General features: G+C 53.4%; 16 protein-coding genes. 10 read left to right on the forward strand and 6 right to left on the reverse strand.

Translation table 11 applies throughout. From position 1 onward, the window contains the following. The first annotated feature begins 10 nt into the window (after positions 1–10). The gene (locus M8Q36_RS08805) at positions 11–706 is read left to right on the forward strand and encodes a hypothetical protein (RefSeq protein ID WP_249880625.1); all 696 of its coding nucleotides are present in this window, start codon (positions 11–13) and stop codon (positions 704–706) included. A gap of 206 nt (positions 707–912) precedes the next feature. Here the strand turns inward: M8Q36_RS08805 and M8Q36_RS08810 are convergent, their stop codons facing one another. After that, positions 913–1,599: a hypothetical protein gene (locus M8Q36_RS08810; RefSeq protein WP_249880626.1), complete on the reverse strand. Its 687-nt coding sequence runs from the start codon at positions 1,597–1,599 to the stop codon at positions 913–915. Positions 1,600–1,911: 312 nt separating this feature from the next. Here M8Q36_RS08810 and M8Q36_RS08815 point away from each other — a divergent pair, with 312 nt between their 5' ends. The 3 genes from M8Q36_RS08815 to M8Q36_RS08825 all read left to right on the forward strand — a co-directional run bounded on the left by M8Q36_RS08815 (position 1,912) and on the right by M8Q36_RS08825 (position 3,162). Beyond that, positions 1,912–2,127 carry a hypothetical protein gene (locus M8Q36_RS08815; protein WP_249880627.1) on the forward strand — a complete coding sequence of 72 codons (216 nt, stop codon included), beginning with the start codon at positions 1,912–1,914 and terminating at the stop codon, positions 2,125–2,127. Between the two features lie 70 nt (positions 2,128–2,197). Further along, positions 2,198–2,419: a T6SS amidase immunity protein Tai4 family protein gene (locus tag M8Q36_RS08820; protein WP_283946043.1), complete on the forward strand. Its 222-nt coding sequence runs from the start codon at positions 2,198–2,200 to the stop codon at positions 2,417–2,419. A 122-nt stretch (positions 2,420–2,541) separates the two neighbouring features. Beyond that, positions 2,542–3,162, forward strand: coding sequence for a DapH/DapD/GlmU-related protein (locus tag M8Q36_RS08825; RefSeq protein ID WP_249880629.1), 621 nt, complete (start codon positions 2,542–2,544; stop codon positions 3,160–3,162). A 5-nt stretch (positions 3,163–3,167) separates the two neighbouring features. On the opposite strand, the gene M8Q36_RS08830 is transcribed toward M8Q36_RS08825, so the two are convergent. Further along, positions 3,168–4,520, reverse strand: a complete 1,353-nt coding sequence (locus M8Q36_RS08830) for an MFS transporter (RefSeq protein WP_249880630.1) — start codon at positions 4,518–4,520, stop codon at positions 3,168–3,170. Between the two features lie 129 nt (positions 4,521–4,649). On the opposite strand from M8Q36_RS08830, the gene M8Q36_RS08835 reads away from it, so the two are divergent. Further along, positions 4,650–5,558, forward strand: coding sequence for a LysR substrate-binding domain-containing protein (locus M8Q36_RS08835; RefSeq protein ID WP_249880631.1), 909 nt, complete (start codon positions 4,650–4,652; stop codon positions 5,556–5,558). Positions 5,559–5,628: 70 nt separating this feature from the next. On the opposite strand, the gene M8Q36_RS08840 is transcribed toward M8Q36_RS08835, so the two are convergent. Both M8Q36_RS08840 and M8Q36_RS08845 read right to left on the reverse strand, forming a co-directional pair. Beyond that, positions 5,629–6,177, reverse strand: a complete 549-nt coding sequence (locus tag M8Q36_RS08840) for a flavodoxin family protein (protein WP_283945944.1) — start codon at positions 6,175–6,177, stop codon at positions 5,629–5,631. Between the two features lie 53 nt (positions 6,178–6,230). Continuing rightward, on the reverse strand, positions 6,231–6,662 hold the full coding sequence (locus M8Q36_RS08845; RefSeq protein WP_249880632.1) for a DoxX family protein: 432 nt from the start codon (positions 6,660–6,662) through the stop codon (positions 6,231–6,233). A gap of 167 nt (positions 6,663–6,829) precedes the next feature. On the opposite strand from M8Q36_RS08845, the gene M8Q36_RS08850 reads away from it, so the two are divergent. Next, positions 6,830–7,228, forward strand: a complete 399-nt coding sequence (locus M8Q36_RS08850) for a winged helix-turn-helix transcriptional regulator (RefSeq protein ID WP_249880633.1) — start codon at positions 6,830–6,832, stop codon at positions 7,226–7,228. A gap of 16 nt (positions 7,229–7,244) precedes the next feature. On the opposite strand, the gene M8Q36_RS08855 is transcribed toward M8Q36_RS08850, so the two are convergent. Next, positions 7,245–8,255 carry an alpha/beta hydrolase gene (locus tag M8Q36_RS08855; RefSeq protein ID WP_249880634.1) on the reverse strand — a complete coding sequence of 337 codons (1,011 nt, stop codon included), beginning with the start codon at positions 8,253–8,255 and terminating at the stop codon, positions 7,245–7,247. Positions 8,256–8,547: 292 nt separating this feature from the next. On the opposite strand from M8Q36_RS08855, the gene M8Q36_RS08860 reads away from it, so the two are divergent. From M8Q36_RS08860 to M8Q36_RS08870, 3 genes are read left to right on the forward strand one after another with little or no spacing between them, the layout of a single operon-like run. Then, positions 8,548–9,909, forward strand: a complete 1,362-nt coding sequence (locus M8Q36_RS08860; RefSeq protein ID WP_249880635.1) for a hypothetical protein — start codon at positions 8,548–8,550, stop codon at positions 9,907–9,909. Next, complete coding sequence (locus M8Q36_RS08865) at positions 9,906–11,795, forward strand: phospholipase D-like domain-containing protein (RefSeq protein WP_249880636.1); 1,890 nt, start codon at positions 9,906–9,908, stop codon at positions 11,793–11,795. Before M8Q36_RS08860 ends, M8Q36_RS08865 begins: the two co-directional genes overlap by 4 nt. Continuing rightward, positions 11,785–14,496, forward strand: coding sequence for a DEAD/DEAH box helicase (locus M8Q36_RS08870; RefSeq protein WP_249880637.1), 2,712 nt, complete (start codon positions 11,785–11,787; stop codon positions 14,494–14,496). Before M8Q36_RS08865 ends, M8Q36_RS08870 begins: the two co-directional genes overlap by 11 nt. A 10-nt stretch (positions 14,497–14,506) precedes the next feature. Here M8Q36_RS08870 and M8Q36_RS08875 read toward each other — a convergent pair whose 3' ends face one another. After that, positions 14,507–14,752 (reverse strand): zinc ribbon domain-containing protein, encoded by a 246-nt coding sequence (locus M8Q36_RS08875; RefSeq protein WP_249880638.1) that lies wholly within the window; start codon positions 14,750–14,752, stop codon positions 14,507–14,509. Positions 14,753–14,902: 150 nt separating this feature from the next. On the opposite strand from M8Q36_RS08875, the gene M8Q36_RS08880 reads away from it, so the two are divergent. Then, positions 14,903–15,940 carry a hypothetical protein gene (locus M8Q36_RS08880; protein WP_249880639.1) on the forward strand — a complete coding sequence of 346 codons (1,038 nt, stop codon included), beginning with the start codon at positions 14,903–14,905 and terminating at the stop codon, positions 15,938–15,940. The last annotated feature ends 68 nt before the right edge of the window (positions 15,941–16,008 follow it).

Below are 16,008 nucleotides of genomic sequence, written 5' to 3' on the forward strand. Positions count from 1 at the left end.
AGGGGCAGTAATGAATTACAATATCAATATCACTGACGGGTATCCGGCTTTGCTTAACCTGGATAATACTTCTGGGTTGTATTCTTACTTTGCGATAGATCCCTGTGGTGAGACTAACAAAATCGTTGTGAGTGTAGAAAACCTTGAAATAAACGCTGATAAAGACCTTTGGTGTAGTCATGCCATTGCTGAAAATCCTAAAGGAGTAATTGCTAAATTTGCTGACAGGTATGATGGCGAGGATTCAGTAGCATCATTCTTATTGAGAAGAGCAAAAATAGTTGCCGAAGGGGATGTCACATATTGTGTATGTCTCGATAATGGGATAGAAAAAATTTATCACACTCTTCCCGTATCTTTTTCTACTGGGAGTAAATATGTCTGGCTATCTGGAAAGAGTTTGGATTACACGGATTCCAATATAGGATTGTATATATTTTTCTCGGGTCGTTTAAGTCTTCAGTTTGATGACCGAGATGTTCTATTGCAGATGCAGGATTTTAAAAGCACTTTCAATATGGATGAGGTTAAAATAATTAACAAATCACAAGAGATATTCAATAAGCAAAGGGATACGTCCATTAAACATGATGTCTTTAATAATACAAAGTCGCCTTTCTTTAATTTCGATTTCCTTATGAGATATTTTGAGCATACAGAATATGTTAATATAGCATTGAGAGATTTTCATGGCGACCTTAATTAGTTAAGGCTTCTATATATGCACAATCACTGGTTTTTACTATTAGAAATAAAAATAATATAAGACTGCAATTTTTAAATAACTATTCTGCATAATATGTAGTTAAGGATGCCGAATTGAATCGGCAAACGGAAGCCTAACATGCTGATAGTGGCCAGCATTGCGCAACGTTGACCACTATCACAAAAGCTGAACATGCTAAGCCTATGTCAGCGAAACCTCACACTGTGCAAAACCTTATCAATTTCATCTTTGCTGGCCTGGCTCGTGGTGTTATAGGAGACGGTCAGTACTGCTGTTTTCTCATCAAGCGGGATTTGATAGTTCTTTATTTCCCAGTCGTCATTGTCGAGGATACCTTTGCGATGAAACTCAGCAAGAAAAGCGGGAGCGCCATTCACACTGGACAGAGAGCAGTTAACAGCGCTGGTTAGCTCGCTGTTGATCTTTTTCAAAGCTGGCGCTATTGATGAGGAGATCACCTCACACACATCATCGACATCATTTCGGCTGAAGTGGATCAAGTCATCACGTTCGATCATGTTATCGGTAAAAACCACTTTGACTGTCGCGGTGTTTAGCTTGCCTTCTCTGTTTGCATTCGCTGAAAGTGACAGGTTTTTTGCACTCTGCGGAATGCCGGTTACAGACGCGCTAACTTTTTCAATTTCTTTGGCTTGTTCTGCTGACATCAACACCCACGCTTCAGGCAGTTCAAGGCTCAGTCCATAACCTGCCTGATAGCGTTTGTAGCCTTCATGAGGCGTATCAACAGCTTTTACTGGCGGGGTTACATCTTCTTTTATTTTATTGTCATCATTCGCAATGAAGAAAATAACCTTAACGACAATAAATAACGCAACCAGCAGGAATAGCCATTTTATCCTAATCATCATTTTTCCCTGTATTCATAATGCTTTGTCTTTGAGTAATATCTTATAAGATTAAGAATAATGCGGCAATCGCATGACTTATCGCGGGTAAATATAGGCGCTGCCAGGTGTAACGTCTCAGTGTTTATGCGCAGCCCATTACAAATAGTAGGGAGGCGGTGCAAATATGGGCGGGGACGCCGCGTTATGTGACTGGCGCTGTTCGTTTTTTTCAGTAACGTTAGTGGCGCCTGACTTTGCTATCCCTTTTCCTTATGCGATCGATGAACTGCTGGGGAAAATAGTCAACACGCTTTAAATTATCTGGCTGGAGCAATGCCACTGGCTACGCAACACAATATTGCTCATTGCGATGAACACTATTATTTCAACGAACCCGGCTTTAATAATAAAACTGGGCATACCAACTTCCGGCTTTACCATGAAAAAATGTTTGTTGTTTTATTGATTACATATCGTTTAGCACTGCCGCTGAACGTTCTGCTGCTGCGCGCCGTACTTATGCGCAAAATGACAAGGAGGCTGCGTTGACACTTTGTGTGGCAAAAGCGTACGTCAGTGAACCGGCTGCCAGTAAAGGTGCTTCTGCCAGCCCAACGGCCTGAATAATTGGAGCGAGTACGCTGCGGAAAACGACGCGGGCAAGATGCGGGAACTGGCCGATCAGTTTCTGGCGCGTCAGTATTTCTCTCACCTGGGGAATAACATCAAACTTAATCCGATGAAATGCATCGAGATGTATCACAGCAACGAGCTGGAGCAGCAGGTGCGGGATTATGTTCTGCATCTGAAACGTAGCTGGATGCAGGACAACGCGAAGTAACACTAATCGCTCAATGATATTAAGCCGCTTTGATGTAGCTTTGTTTTCCCCGCCATACCCGTCATTTTCCCTACACAGAACCGGCATACAGTAGCGCGATCTGTCATGAGGGGAAACCACCGATGAAGCTCGTAAAACTCGCCGAAACCTGGATAGACCCCAGCGTGCGCATACGCGAATGCAAAATTGGTCAGCAGTGTGAAGTGCTGGCCAACAGCCTGATGGAGTACGCCACGCTGGGGGATTTCTCCTACCTGGGGGAATACTGCACCGTCGCCGATGCGCAGATCGGTAAATTTGTGGCGATTGCCAACAACGTGCGTATCGGCGCGCCCAATCATCCGATGGAACGCCCGTCGCAGCATCGCATCACCTACTGCCCGGAGTACTACTCGGCCAGCGCCACGCGCGATCACGACTTTTTTGCGCGTCGCCGTGGCGACAGCGTCATCATTGGCAATGATGTTTGGATAGGCCACGCGGCCATTGTGTTGCCTGGCGTCACCGTGGGCGATGGCGCGGTGATCGCCGCCGGTGCGGTGGTGAGTAAAAATGTCGCGCCTTACACCATCGTCGGCGGTGTCCCGGCAAAAACGATCCGCTTGCGCTTCGCGCCGCACATCGGCCATCAGCTGCAGCAAATTGCCTGGTGGAACTGGCCGCTGGAGACCATCATCGAGCGGCTGGCTGATTTTCAGGATGAGTGCATCGACGCGTTTTGCGAGAAGTGGAGTAAGTCGTAACCGCGCTATTGGTGCTCTCGTGCGCAGAGTGCGATCACCATTCCTGCCACTGCTGCGCCACACAGCAGATGAAACACGGTTGACCACGCTGTTAAGTCCGGCTTCGCGCCCAGCAGCACGGAAATGACTGCGAGCATCATCGCTCCGGCGATGTACTGGCTGGTAATCATCAGTGCGCTGGCGCGACCCTGCTGGTGCGCTGGCACTGCCGTTAACCCCACGGCAAACATTGCCGGGTAAATCAGCCCGTGGCCAATACCACTCAGCGCAATGCCGAGTATAAACGCGGGCGAGAGCAGGGTTTCCAGCGACATGGCAAGCAGCCACAGGCCGAGCGCAGCGCTGGCAAACCCTGCCATTAGCACTTTTGCGCTGGCATAATGCGCCGCTAGCCGGGTATAGAGCGCGTTGCCTGCCACAATCAGCAGCGCCAGCGGCGTGAACAGCAGCCCGGTGGCGACGGCATCGAGTCGTAATGTCTGTTGCCACAACAGTGTCATGGCGTAGAACTGGCTGCCGACGCTCGCCATATAACAGGCGCTGCTCAGCCAGCCACTTTGCAAGCCAGGCAGGCTGCGCAAGGCGCGTGATAACAGCGGTTGCGGGGCAAAGCGTTCATGCAAAATAAACAGCAACAACATCGCTGCCGCCAGCCGGTTGGCGAAAAAATCTGCCGCGCCCGTATCGCCATAGCGCATTAACGCCCACACCAGCGCGCCAGCAGCCGCGCAGCCAACCAGCGCACCCACGCCAGTTCGTGGCGCTTCACTTTGCGGGATCAGATGTTGAAAATCGCGCTTCACCCGCCACAGCGCCAGCAAGCCTGGTGGCAGGTTGATAAAAAAAATGGCCCGCCAGCTTAGCGTTGTCAGTACGCCGCCGAGCACCACGCCCGCCACCAGCCCGAGTGCGCCAATCGCACTCCAGATTGCCAGCGCGCGGCGGTGCGGCTCTCCGTGAAAGCGTTGCCCGATCAGCGCCAGCACCGCTGGTTGCAACAGCGCGGCGGCGATGCCTTGCCCGGCGCGGGCAATCAGCAACAGTTCGCCACTGTGTGCCAGCCCACCGAGGGCGGACGCCAGTAAAAACAGCGCCATGCCGGCGCTGTAAATGCGCCGAGCGCCAACGCGATCGCACAAATTTCCGCCAAGCAACAGCAGCGCGGCGAAGGTCAGGCCGTAGAGCGACACCACCCACTGCATCGCGCTAAGCGAGAGCTGTAAATCGTGCGCCAGCGTCGGTAGCGCAACGTAGACAATAGCGTAATCCAGCGCGATCAGCGCCTGGGCGATGCATGGCGCTATTAGCGCGAAATAGCGTGTTGAAGTGGGCGCAGCCAGTGCGTTGAGTTGCGTCATGGGTTTTTCCTGTTAATCTGCAAAGGGTGAGTAATTTTCATGATTACTCCAGATGTACAACAGGCTACGCCTTGCTTGGCAGGTCAGGCAAAGTCATATTTTTCAGCAAAAGATGAGTTAAATTCAGCTATGCGCACGCGTCGTTTACCACCGCTTTCCGCTATTCGCGCTTTTGATGCCGTTGCCCGCCATGCCAGTTTTAAAGCGGCAGCTGAAGAGATTGGCGTGACGCCAACGGCAATCAGTCATCAGATCCGTGTGCTGGAAGCGTCTTTGAATCAACGCTTGTTTAACCGTTCGGCGCGCGGCGTCACGTTAACGCCTGCCGGGGAGATCCTGTTTCGTGCATCAGGGAATATGTTTGCCACGCTGCGTGAAGCGGTTGATACCATTGATAGTGCCAGTCTGCCGGGGGCGTTGACGCTAAGCACCACCTCCAACTTCCTGACCAACTGGCTGGTGCCGCGCCTTCCTTCGCTGCATCAACAGCATCCTGAATTGGAGTTGCGTCTGCACAGCAGCACCGATCTGGTGGATGTGCGTGGTGCAATGGCAGACTGCGCGATCCGTTACAGTATGCAGGCCGACGAGACGCTGGATAACACATTGTTGTATCGCGATCGCTTTGTGTTGGTCGCCAGCCCACAACTGGCGCTCAAGCGCCCGCAAGACCTGGTGGGCTTAACGCTGTTTCATATCGAAAACCGCCATGTCCCGACGCCGGAACCGGACTGGCAGCACTGGCAAGCGGTGTTTGGCCCGGCAGATTTACCGGTGCAGTCCGGCATTCGTTTTGATGATGAGACGCACGCGATTCAGGCGGCGATCGCCGGGCAGGGCGTGCTGCTCGCCAGCGAGTTATTGATCCAGAATGCGCTGACACAAAAGCTGCTGCGCATCGCGTTGCCCGGCAAATTACCCGGCGGGAATTATTACTTCGTGACCAGCCGCGAGAAAGCGCAACGGCAAGATGTGCAGCGGTTTAAACAGTGGTTGCAGGGGGAGTTTGCTGCCTTGAGCATTTCGACGGAACGTTAAAAAGATGCTGTAAGAACTTATAAAAAAAGCCAGGTTTCCCTGGCTTTCTCTTATTTAATTACCAGAAAACTCAGTTAAACCGGCGAGCGATATCCGCGACGCGTTGACCGAATTTCACTGCGGTATCCAGATCGCCGGAGGCGATTTGGTCTGCGCCGGCATCAGAGGGAGACTGCACCAGCAAGCCAACGGAGCCGCCGAGGTTGTTGATGTCCTGACGCGTTGCTGCCAGCGTATTCGCGGGCAGCAGACCGAGGCTTACCCAGATGCCGCCGTGCTGCGAGGCCAGTGTTTGCAGGTATTGCAGCGATACTTGTTTGTCGCCGTTCAGGCTGGCGCTGTTGCTAAAACCGGCGAAAATTTTGTCCTGCCAGGCGCGGGTGAACCAGGCTTTTGAGCTGGCGTCGGCGAATTTTTTAAACTGCCACGGTACGCCGCCCATATAGGTTGGTGCGCCGAAAATGATCGCTTTTGCGTCATTCAATAACTGCCAGTCGCTCTCCTGAATATCGCCATTATTATCAATAACAATAAGCTGTGCGTTGGCGCCTTCTGCCACTTTCTCCGCCACTGCTTTGGTGTGGCCGTAGCCGGAATAATAGATCACAACCGTAGACATAATTTTCCCCTATCGAAGAGAGATGTCGTACAAACCAGTTTGCACGACCACCATCATTTTTCTTTCCCGGCAAACAGGGTGTATTTCCCCGCGCCCAAAAACATAATGCTTAAACCACCCAGGAAATAGAGCGCCTCGCTTTCCAGACCCCATGCGCCAACATTGGTCAGGGTAAAGAATTTCCCCATGCCGACCAGTAATGTGGCGACCAGAATATTGAAGGCGTAAATAAACGCCGCCTGACGAGTAAACAGACCAATAATAATCAGCAGTGGCGTAATGATTTCGCCAATAAATACGCCGTAAGCAATAAAACCCGGCAAGCCCTGCGCCACCAGCATGTCGGAAATCCAGCCGATGCCATGTTGCACTTTGGCCACGCCGTGGAACAGCATCAACACACCAAATGTCAGGCGCAACAGCAGCTTGCCAAATTCCGGGTGCGTGGTGAGACTGAGAAACACATTGTTCAGCCGGGTAATCATCCTTTTATTCCTCACTATTGCGCAGGAGAACTTTTGCCATTTCTGGCACCTTAGTATCAAATAGAAACTAAGGCTTTTAGTTATACACATCCCGTTCCGGTTGCGGAAGAAGGCACCCCAAGGGCACTACGTTTCCTCGAGGAAACCTACTACGAGAGTTTGTCGTTATGATTAAGCCGTCCATTCCTTACGATATCTACGATAACCGCTGCCCGACGCGCGATATGCTGGCACGCCTGGCGGATAAATGGGCGCTACTGGTGCTGGCGCGGCTGGAAAATGGCCCGATGCGTTTTAACGGCCTGAAGCGGGATATCCGCATGATCACGCAAAAGGTGCTAACCCAGACGCTGCGCAAACTTGAGCGCGACGGCATTATCGCCCGCCAGGTGTTTTACACCGTGCCGGTGTCGGTGGAATACAGCCTGACGCCACTGGGCCGCACGCTGACGGAAACCGTCTCCGTGCTGGCGCACTGGGTAGAGCACAATATGGATGCGGTGCTGGCCGCGCAGGCGGCGTATGACGAGGCGAACCCGGTCAAAATAAAAGAACCCACCGCGTAGGGTGGGTTCGTGGGGTTTATTGCAGGTGGGTGCGCAGTTCGTGTGCGGCCTGCGATAAGGCGGTGCGCACGGTTGGCTCTTCGCTGAGTGCATTCAGCAGACCGTAGTCGTGGATCATGCCGTTATAGCGGGTGACCGTCACTGGCACGCCTGCGGCATCCAGCTTACGACCAAACGCTTCACCTTCATCACGCAGCACGTCAAGCTCGGCGGTCTGAATCAGCGTCGGCGGCAGGCCTTTCAACTGCGCGCTGCTGGCTTCCAGCGGGGAAGCGAGGATGTTTCGGCGGTCGCTCTCTTTAGTGGTGTAGTTATCCCAGAACCATTTCATCATGTTTTTGCTGAGGAAATAGCCGTTGGAAAACTGGTTATAGGAGCCGGTTTCAAAGCGCGCATCGGTAACCGGCCAGAACATCACCTGGTAACGAATCGCTGGTGTGTGATGTTCTTTGGCCTGCAAGGCAACGGCAGCGACCATATTGCCGCCCACGCTGTTACCGGCCAGCGCCAGGCGTGAACCATCGACGCCAATCTCTTTACCGTGCTCGGCAACCCAGCGGGTCGCTTCATACGCCTGATTAATCGCTACCGGGAAGTGCGATTCCGGTGACGGCGTGTAGTTAACAAACACTGCCGCCGCGCCGGATTCAGTCACCAGATCGCGAACCAAACGTTCATGAGTTGGATAGTCGCCCAGCACCCAGCCACCGCCGTGGAAGAACATAAACACCGGCAAGGTTCCGGTTGCGCCTTGTGGTTTAACGATGGTCAGTTTCAGCGGCTGGCCGTTAACAGTGATGGTTTTTTCCGAGACATCGGCCGGTGGCAGTTTCGCGCCCTGCTGGGCGCCGATCAGCACCTGGCGGGCATCTTGCGGGGAAAGTTGTTCAATCGGTTTGCCGCCGCTGCTGTTCAGCGCGGAGAGAAATTTTGCTACACCCGCTGTCGGTGTTGGCGCATCGGCGGCCCAGGCAGTGGAAACGCTGGAGGCAACTAAACTCATGGCAATCAGTAATGAACGTGACATCTTATCTCCCTTGCGATTGTATCGCGCGCTATTTAGTTGGTTGTGTTAAGTGCCGTTGTGTCCGGCTGTGGAGTGCAATTTAAGTAGTGCGCTATTTGATTGCAAGCTAAATTTATAAAATTAATGCACGATAACGTTTTACTGATTGATTTTTAAAAGATTAAATTTGCAGGACGCGTGGTGTAAGACGCGGAAGATCGCCCGCCTGCCAGTAAAGTACCAAAGATGAGGATGTTATGGAGCAGATAAAAAGAGGATAATAACGGCCTGTTTTTCCTTAAATAAAATTTTAATGAATCTTCAGCGTTTTATTACGGAATATGACGAATCACTCTGCGGTGAATTGAATATTGATCCTCTTGGTCAATTGATTGTCTGGTCCTCTTTCGGGCAGCAGATTTTTCGCAACCGTATTAGTTCAGTCGCCAATGATGTTCGTCACTACACACTCAATCTGCTTCACCATTATGTTATTCGCAGCGTTCTCAGTGATGATAAAACACACCTCGGCGACGCATTACAAAAAATCTATGGCGGCAAAAATGATGTAAAACTGACGCATGCCTGTTTGATTTTCTTGGAGAATATTTACACCTTGTCGATGTGCGATAGCCAGAGCAAAAAGGGTGTTGTCACCACCGGCGTGCTGGGCATCGTTAAAGCCCGCGACAAATTCGCGAAATCCGATAATAACCCGCGGCTTATTTTCGGCCACGGATCGGACAGCCAACTGCTGACCCAGCAATTATTTCTCGGCACCAACGGGCGTTATAAAACGCCGATGATGAATATGCATTTCTTCGATCAAAAATATCATTATCAGTTGGCAGAAGGCATATCCGCATGGCAACAGGCCGGGCACTTTATTTTACAAACACCGCAGCTAAAAACGCTGTTTCGCCTGTTATGCGCCTGTCTGAAAACGCAGCTTGGCGTGCGGCTTCAGCAAGGGCTCACGCTGCGCTTTACTGATATTGATAACAACATTACCCGCGCGTATGTGCAGGCGTTTCGCTCGTCGGAATATGTTGGCCGTTACGCCAAAGATTTCTGGCTGGCGATGACCCGTTTACGCGAAGGCGCTTCCGGCGCGCTGTATACCGCCCTTGAACAGGCGCCGGAAAAACTGCCTGCGGCAGATATTTATCACCAGGCGCTGCGTCTTAGCCATAACGAAGCCGACCGCCAGTTGCTGCGTCATATCGTGCATGTTGAACCTTACCTGGCGGCGATTGATCTGTTATTTGCCGGAATGTTACAGCGTAAAAAACAGACGCTAGAGGACATTCGCCAGTTCTGGGCGCAGCGCGGGCTGGACGATAACACGCTGCCGAAACGAGCTGAACAGGTGATAAACGATAAGACGCTGCTGCCCGCGCTTTCCGGCACGGCGCATACCCGTCTTGAACGTTTGCTGAATGTCGCGCAAGCGTCTTCTGTTGCTGAACAAGTGATTGAATTGCTCAAATATCATGAGTACGTGATGCAAAGCCGCGGTCAGTTACCGTGGATAATGCTTACTGGCGAAACGCTAACGTTGCAGGTTCCTGTGCGCACACTGCGCGCCGATCGCCAGAATGACGGCTGGGTTAACGATTATTACATCCCGCAGTTCCGCCATATGCTGCGAGGATTGTGGGGAGTGGAACAGTGAAACTCATCAGCGAATTTAAAGCACAACTGGCCACGCTTGGCGAGATAAAACGGGTTTGGCTGACCAGCTTTAATATCAATATTGGTTTTATCGAAACGCACCTGCTGCCGGCGGTGCTGGGTCTGGAAGAGCCGCCGAAAAACCGCAGCGAGTTTGAACGCCTGCAATTCGAACTCACCCGCAAACAGATCGATTTTCGCATTTACTGCGATAAGCGTCTGATAACCCAGGAGCAGCACAAGCGCACATCGATCACCATTCTGCCGGTTTCCGTGCGGCAAATTGCCCCACATCTGGATGCCCAAAACAGCCTTTTTCACCCCAAAGTAATGTATCTCGAAGATGTGCATGGCGACATGATCCTGGGTGCGGGGAGCGCGAACCTGACGCTCAGCGGCTGGGGGCGCAACCAGGAAGCGGTGGATTTTCGCCGCGTCAGCACCAACAAGCAGTATCAGCAGATTAAGTCCTTTTTTACGCTGGTAGACCCGAATATTGTTGTCGATGACGCATTTCCGGTGCGGCGGAAATTTTCCCATGACGATCCTGACTGGGATTTTATTCATTCTCTTTCCGGTAAAACGCTGCTGAAAGCGCTGGCAAACGGCGACACCATCAAAAAGCTCTCCGTCTGGTCACCTTACCTGGCCGCAGATTTAGCGGGTTTTATCGGCTCTTTATCCCATGCTTTTGGTAACCCGGCGCTGCGCGTCGATCTGGTGCCTGACCTGGCGCACGGGCGGTTTTTGCGCACGTCAGGCGGGGAGGAGGTGGACGCCTTGCGCCAATCCGGTCAGTTACGCCTGTGTAAAAACCCGATTGCGCGTGACGAGCGCTCGGAACTCACCCATGCCAAAGTCTGGCTGGCGACGGGGAAAAGCGCCGCAACGCTGGCGATCGGCTCGTGGAATTTCACCGCGCCGGGCTGTAGCAGCATCAGCACAGACGAGGCGCACCGGAACATCGAAGCGGGCATTGTGCATCGCGTTTCGCCGAAAACAAAAATCGTCGGCGCGGCGCTGGACGAAAAGGCTTTCGCTTACGCCAGCGCCGAGTTGCTGGAAGCCGAGGGTTTGCACGTTCCCGATCAGTTACCCTTTGATTTGCAGGTGCAATTTGACTGGCGATCGGGCAAGTACACCGTATCCGGCGCATGGTTTGACGGCAAACCCATCGCGCAGTATGCGCTTCGCTTGCCGGGTATCGCGCAGGTGATTCCGCTGGGCTGGCGCGGTAAATCGCTGATTGCGCTGCGCGATCTTGTCGCCGATCAGCCGGATGAGGTGTTAACCCAGCATTTTTATACCGTCATCCTCCCCGGCGAGGCGGACTGGCAGGGCATTATTCATGAAGTGGGGCAGGCGTTTCGCCGGGTGAACGGTTTTGACACGCTGCACGATCTTCTGAACAGCTATATCAGCGATGTCGATCCGCAGGACAACGACGCGGTGCACCTGCGGGAATCGCTGCGCGATGGTGATTCGGCAGAGGATGCGCCGCCGGAGGAAAAGCCGCTGGTACAGACCAGCGCCACCAGCTATTTCCGCCTTTTCTATGCGCTGGAAAAACGCCGCGAACAACTCGAAACCCTGAACGATGATGCCTCGCTGCACTACTGGCTGTTTACCTGTCCTGGCTGTTTGCTCGAGCTGGTGGAGAAAGTCCGCGAACATCTCGCCGCGCAACCGGGAACGCTGTTTGGTTGGTTTATGGCCAACGAGGTGCAAAGCCTCTGTCAGCTGGCGAAAAAGCGCTACCGCAAAAAGAGCCTCGCCGCCCAGGCGTGGCCAAAGCTTGTCATCGACATTCCGCCATTACCGGTGAAAGGAAAACAGCGCCAGCAGTACCTCGACGCAATAAAGCAAAGGTGTGGATATGAAGCCTGATAACTGGAAAGCCATCACGCCACAGGCGGTGGCGGAAAAGATGAGTTTTGACGCCTCGCAGGACAACTGGCAATACGATGCGCAGGAGTCTTCAATGGCCGCGCGTCAGGCCGAAGGTGTCGCCGGGCTGTGGAACATTCTGGCGAAACGTCGGCTGGCGTTGCTGGCAGATGAAGTGGGGATGGGCAAAACCTTTCAGGCGATTGGTGTGATGCTCCAGCTCTGGCATAAAAAGCCCGATGCGAAAATCCTTATCCTCGCGCCCAATAAAGACATTTGCCTGCACTGGAAACGGGAATACAAAACCTTCTTGCTGCATCACTATCGCGTTAAAAATTCGAAGATTTGCAATGCCCAAAGGGAGCCGGTGCACGAGGCGCGCATTTTCACCCGGCTGAGCGAACTGGAGCAGGATATCCGCGAATCACGAGGCAATTTTTACCTGACCACCATTCACTCGCTCAGCGGGCTGGTGCCGGAGTGGGAGAAAAAAGAGCAGAACATGCAGGAGCGCGCCGCGCGCCAGGCCGGGAAAATCCATACGCAGATTAAAGCCACGCTGGGCGAGCAGGGATTTGATCTCATCATCATTGATGAGGCGCACTACTTTCGTAACCGCGATGGCAAATCCCAGCGCGCGGCGGCGGCGAAGCGCTTTTTTGGCGAGGACGATAACCGCTTAGGGCAGCGAACATTGTTACTCACCGCGACGCCGAATCACTCTTCATCGCGCAATGTCGCCGATATTTTGCGTTACTTCGTCGATCCGGGCGCGATCAGCCCCGACGGCGACGCCAAAACGCTGTTAAAAACCTTTGCCATTCGCCGCCTGCGACAAATGCAGGGAAAGGGCGTAACCAACAACAAATATAACTATCGCCATGAACAGGCGACGGCGGCGGATTTTACCGACAACCCGGATGCGGAGCTCTTTTTCGCTCTCTACCAGCGCGAACTGGTAAAGACGCTGGGCGCAAAAGGTGAGCGCCGCCAGTTCCAGTATGGCTATCTCGAAGGGTTTGAGTCGACGGGCATTGTGGCAAAAGAGGACAGCGAAAGCGGTGAAGAGAATTCGGACGATATGGCGAAAGACGCCTTTCATCAGGCACCGGATACCCGCTTGCTGGCAGAGCTGACGCAAGCGTTTCAGGATATCTACCACCGTTTTCCGGATCACCCGAAATATGGCGCGCTGGTTAAACAGTGCGTGCCTGAACAGTTGTTTACTGCGCCACGCCCGCTGTATTGCGATAAACACCTGGTGTTTGTACGCCGTATCCCCTCGGTGCGTGAAATTACTCAGCGCATCAACGCCGAATATGACGAGCTGATGGCGCAGGAGATAATCGCTGCGTGGGGCGTTGAATCGCCGGATGAGACGCTAAAAGCGTGGCGCAAAAGTGGCTGGTCACGTAAATATTTCAACCGCCTTACGCAGGCGGCGCAGGTGTTGCAGGAGGCGTCAGAATTCCTGGATGACGACGCCGAGAGTAGCGACGACGAGGAGAGCAACGAGCGCAAGCAAAATGAGCTGAAGCTGTCATCGAAAATCGCCGATCTGTTTGTCGTGAAAAAAAGCGGTGAGAAGCGAACCGATTGCACCAACGTCAGCCAGCGTTTTCGCCGGGCCGAAAGCCTGTTCTCGTTGTTTCTGGAGCCTGCGGCGGATTATTGCTGTGCGCAATATGCCACCTATTACCGGCTTACCGATCGCCAGCGCGATAACTTTGGCGATGCGGCGCGCGATGTTCGCCTGCAAACATGGCCCACCGTGCAGCCTCTTGCGCGTAGCGAAAAGGTGCAAGAAAACCGTTATGAGCAGCCGCTGCAAACGGCCTGGGGGATGATGTTTCCGCTGTTGCCCGTGCATTGCCGGCAGCAACTCCGTGACTGGCAGGCAAGCAACCCGGCGATTGTGGAAAACCTCGCCAACTACCTGAAAACGGGCTACCTCTTCGCCAGCCCGGTGATGATTGAACTCTACTGCTGGTTTATCCGCTTTAGCCGCCAGAGCACCACGTCGGATGTGCAAAAGCGCTACCGCGATTTTACCGCCAGCATTGCCGATAAATTGCCGGAATCGTTACTGCTGCGCTATTTCATCAATGGCATTGAAACCTTTGAGGCAATGTGTGAAAAAATCACCGATCACCCGCTGGCTGACTGGAAAACACCGTGGCGGGAACTGACCAGCCTCTCAAGCCCGGCGTGGTACGCCAGCGGCCAAACCGATAACCGGCAACGCTTGATCCTCGGGTTCAACAGCCCTTTTTATCCCAACGTGCTGGTGGCAACGTCTGTGTTCCAGGAGGGGGTGAACCTGCATTTGCAGTGCAACCAGGTGCATCACTACGGGATTGCCTGGACACCCGGCGACAACGAGCAGCGCGTGGGGCGCGTTGATCGGCTGTTTGGTCGCGTCAACCATCTGTTAAAAGCGCATGGAACGACGGAACTGCGCATTCACTATCCTTACCTCGCGCAGTCGCTGGATCAGGATCAGCTCGCCGCATTCATCCAGCACAAACGAAATTTTGAAGCGAAGCTCGATGCTTGCGACTTTGATCAGTTCAGCAGGGAGATCAATCTCAACGACGAAACCGGCGGTTGGGAGGCGGCGCTGCGCAAACCGCAGGCCGATCTGAAACCGGTCGATCCTTATCCGGCGGCATTTGCCGGGGCAACTGACCCGGCAAAGTAAGGGGGAGTTATCAGGCCCTGTCAGCCCAGGCGGGCATGGAGGTCAGGTAGCGAACGGCGCGTTTACGCGCTTCTTCGTTGCCGACGTGCTGCCAGGAATCCAGGTACTGCGCAAGGCCGGAAACGGCCTCTTCCCAGGATTTCAGCTGGCCTTCGCTGTCGGTACACCAGACGCAATATTTATCGCTGGGGCCACGGGCTTCCGGTGCGGATAGCGGCATTCCGCAGGAGTGGCAGTGAGGTTCGGCGTGAGACATGGTGTGCTCCTTGTCAGTGAGTTGAGCGATAAATATACAGATTCGAGGAGCGGGAAACTGTTCATCTGCTCATAAAGGCAGATTATTTTTAGGGTTATTGTGGGCGGCGTGTTGTTTTACACTTTTCGTTCACTTCGCAGGGAGAATGGCATGACAGATTACTGGTGGAAGGATCTTCGCGATCGCAATGAGAGCTGGCAGGGGCTGGAACTGATGGTGCGTGAAGGCGATGGTCAGGCAATGGAAATGCTCAGCGGGCACAACGGGCGCATGGCGTTACAGGTTAACGGCCAGACGCTATTCTGGGCTACCATGCTCAACGATCACTCCGGTGTCTGGCTGGTGTTTAATGCCGATCATCCGGCTCAGCAACTGCTGTTGCCTGCCATCTCTTCTGCCGATGTGGAAAGCGCTAAGCGCGCAGGCGAAGCGAACTGGACAAGCCACTGGTGTCGTTATTTTGCCCGCCAGTTGATGGAAGCGCCTACGCCGCTGCTGGCACCGCGCCGCTGGTTGCTGCGCCCAATGGAACAAGTCAAACCTACTGCGCCGTATGTGCTGAATAAACCGCTGCCGTTTGAGCAGTGGCGGTTTCATACGCCTGCCAGCAGCGCGCAAATCAGCGTCAACTGGTCGTTGTGGAGTGAGGATTTTCCCGATCTGCAAAACCCGGAAAAGGTGACGTTTGTTGACTGGTGGTGGAACGGTCATCTGCTGCTGGCGCGTTATCCGGTGGAACCAAACAGCGGGCGCGTGAAGTGGTGGCGCAAGAAATGCCGCGAAGGTGAATTGCCGCCGATTCTGGTGTGGTTTATCGCCGGGCTGGCATCGTTCGTGATCCTCGACGGGCACGATCGTTTGCAGGCTGCGCTGGCAGAAGGCATTCAACCGCAGTTTCTGGTGCTCAGTGAGCTCAGCGAACAGAGTTATACGCCAAATGAAGAGACGCGGGAGCGGGTGCTGCATTCGCTGGCTCTCCAGCAGGCGAAGTGCAAAAAAACGGGTGCCAACATTGATGCAATGAACCAGTCGCTGCTGAACCTGTATGACACCCGTTATCTTTACGCCCCGACACACAGCCGCGCGGTACTCGGCGATGGCAAAGGCTGGGAACGCGACGTCACCAGCTATTTGCAGCGCCACCAGTTAGCGGCATATTTAGACAAAATTTTGGCGCGGGAAGAGTAAGGTAAGAACGCCAGCCGTTTTAGTGTTCACAAGTACTGGCGTGTGAGTAAATGCTTACTGGGGCTTGC

Source organism: Kosakonia sp. R1.Fl (assembly GCF_023516815.1).
Taxonomy (GTDB): domain Bacteria; phylum Pseudomonadota; class Gammaproteobacteria; order Enterobacterales; family Enterobacteriaceae; genus Kosakonia.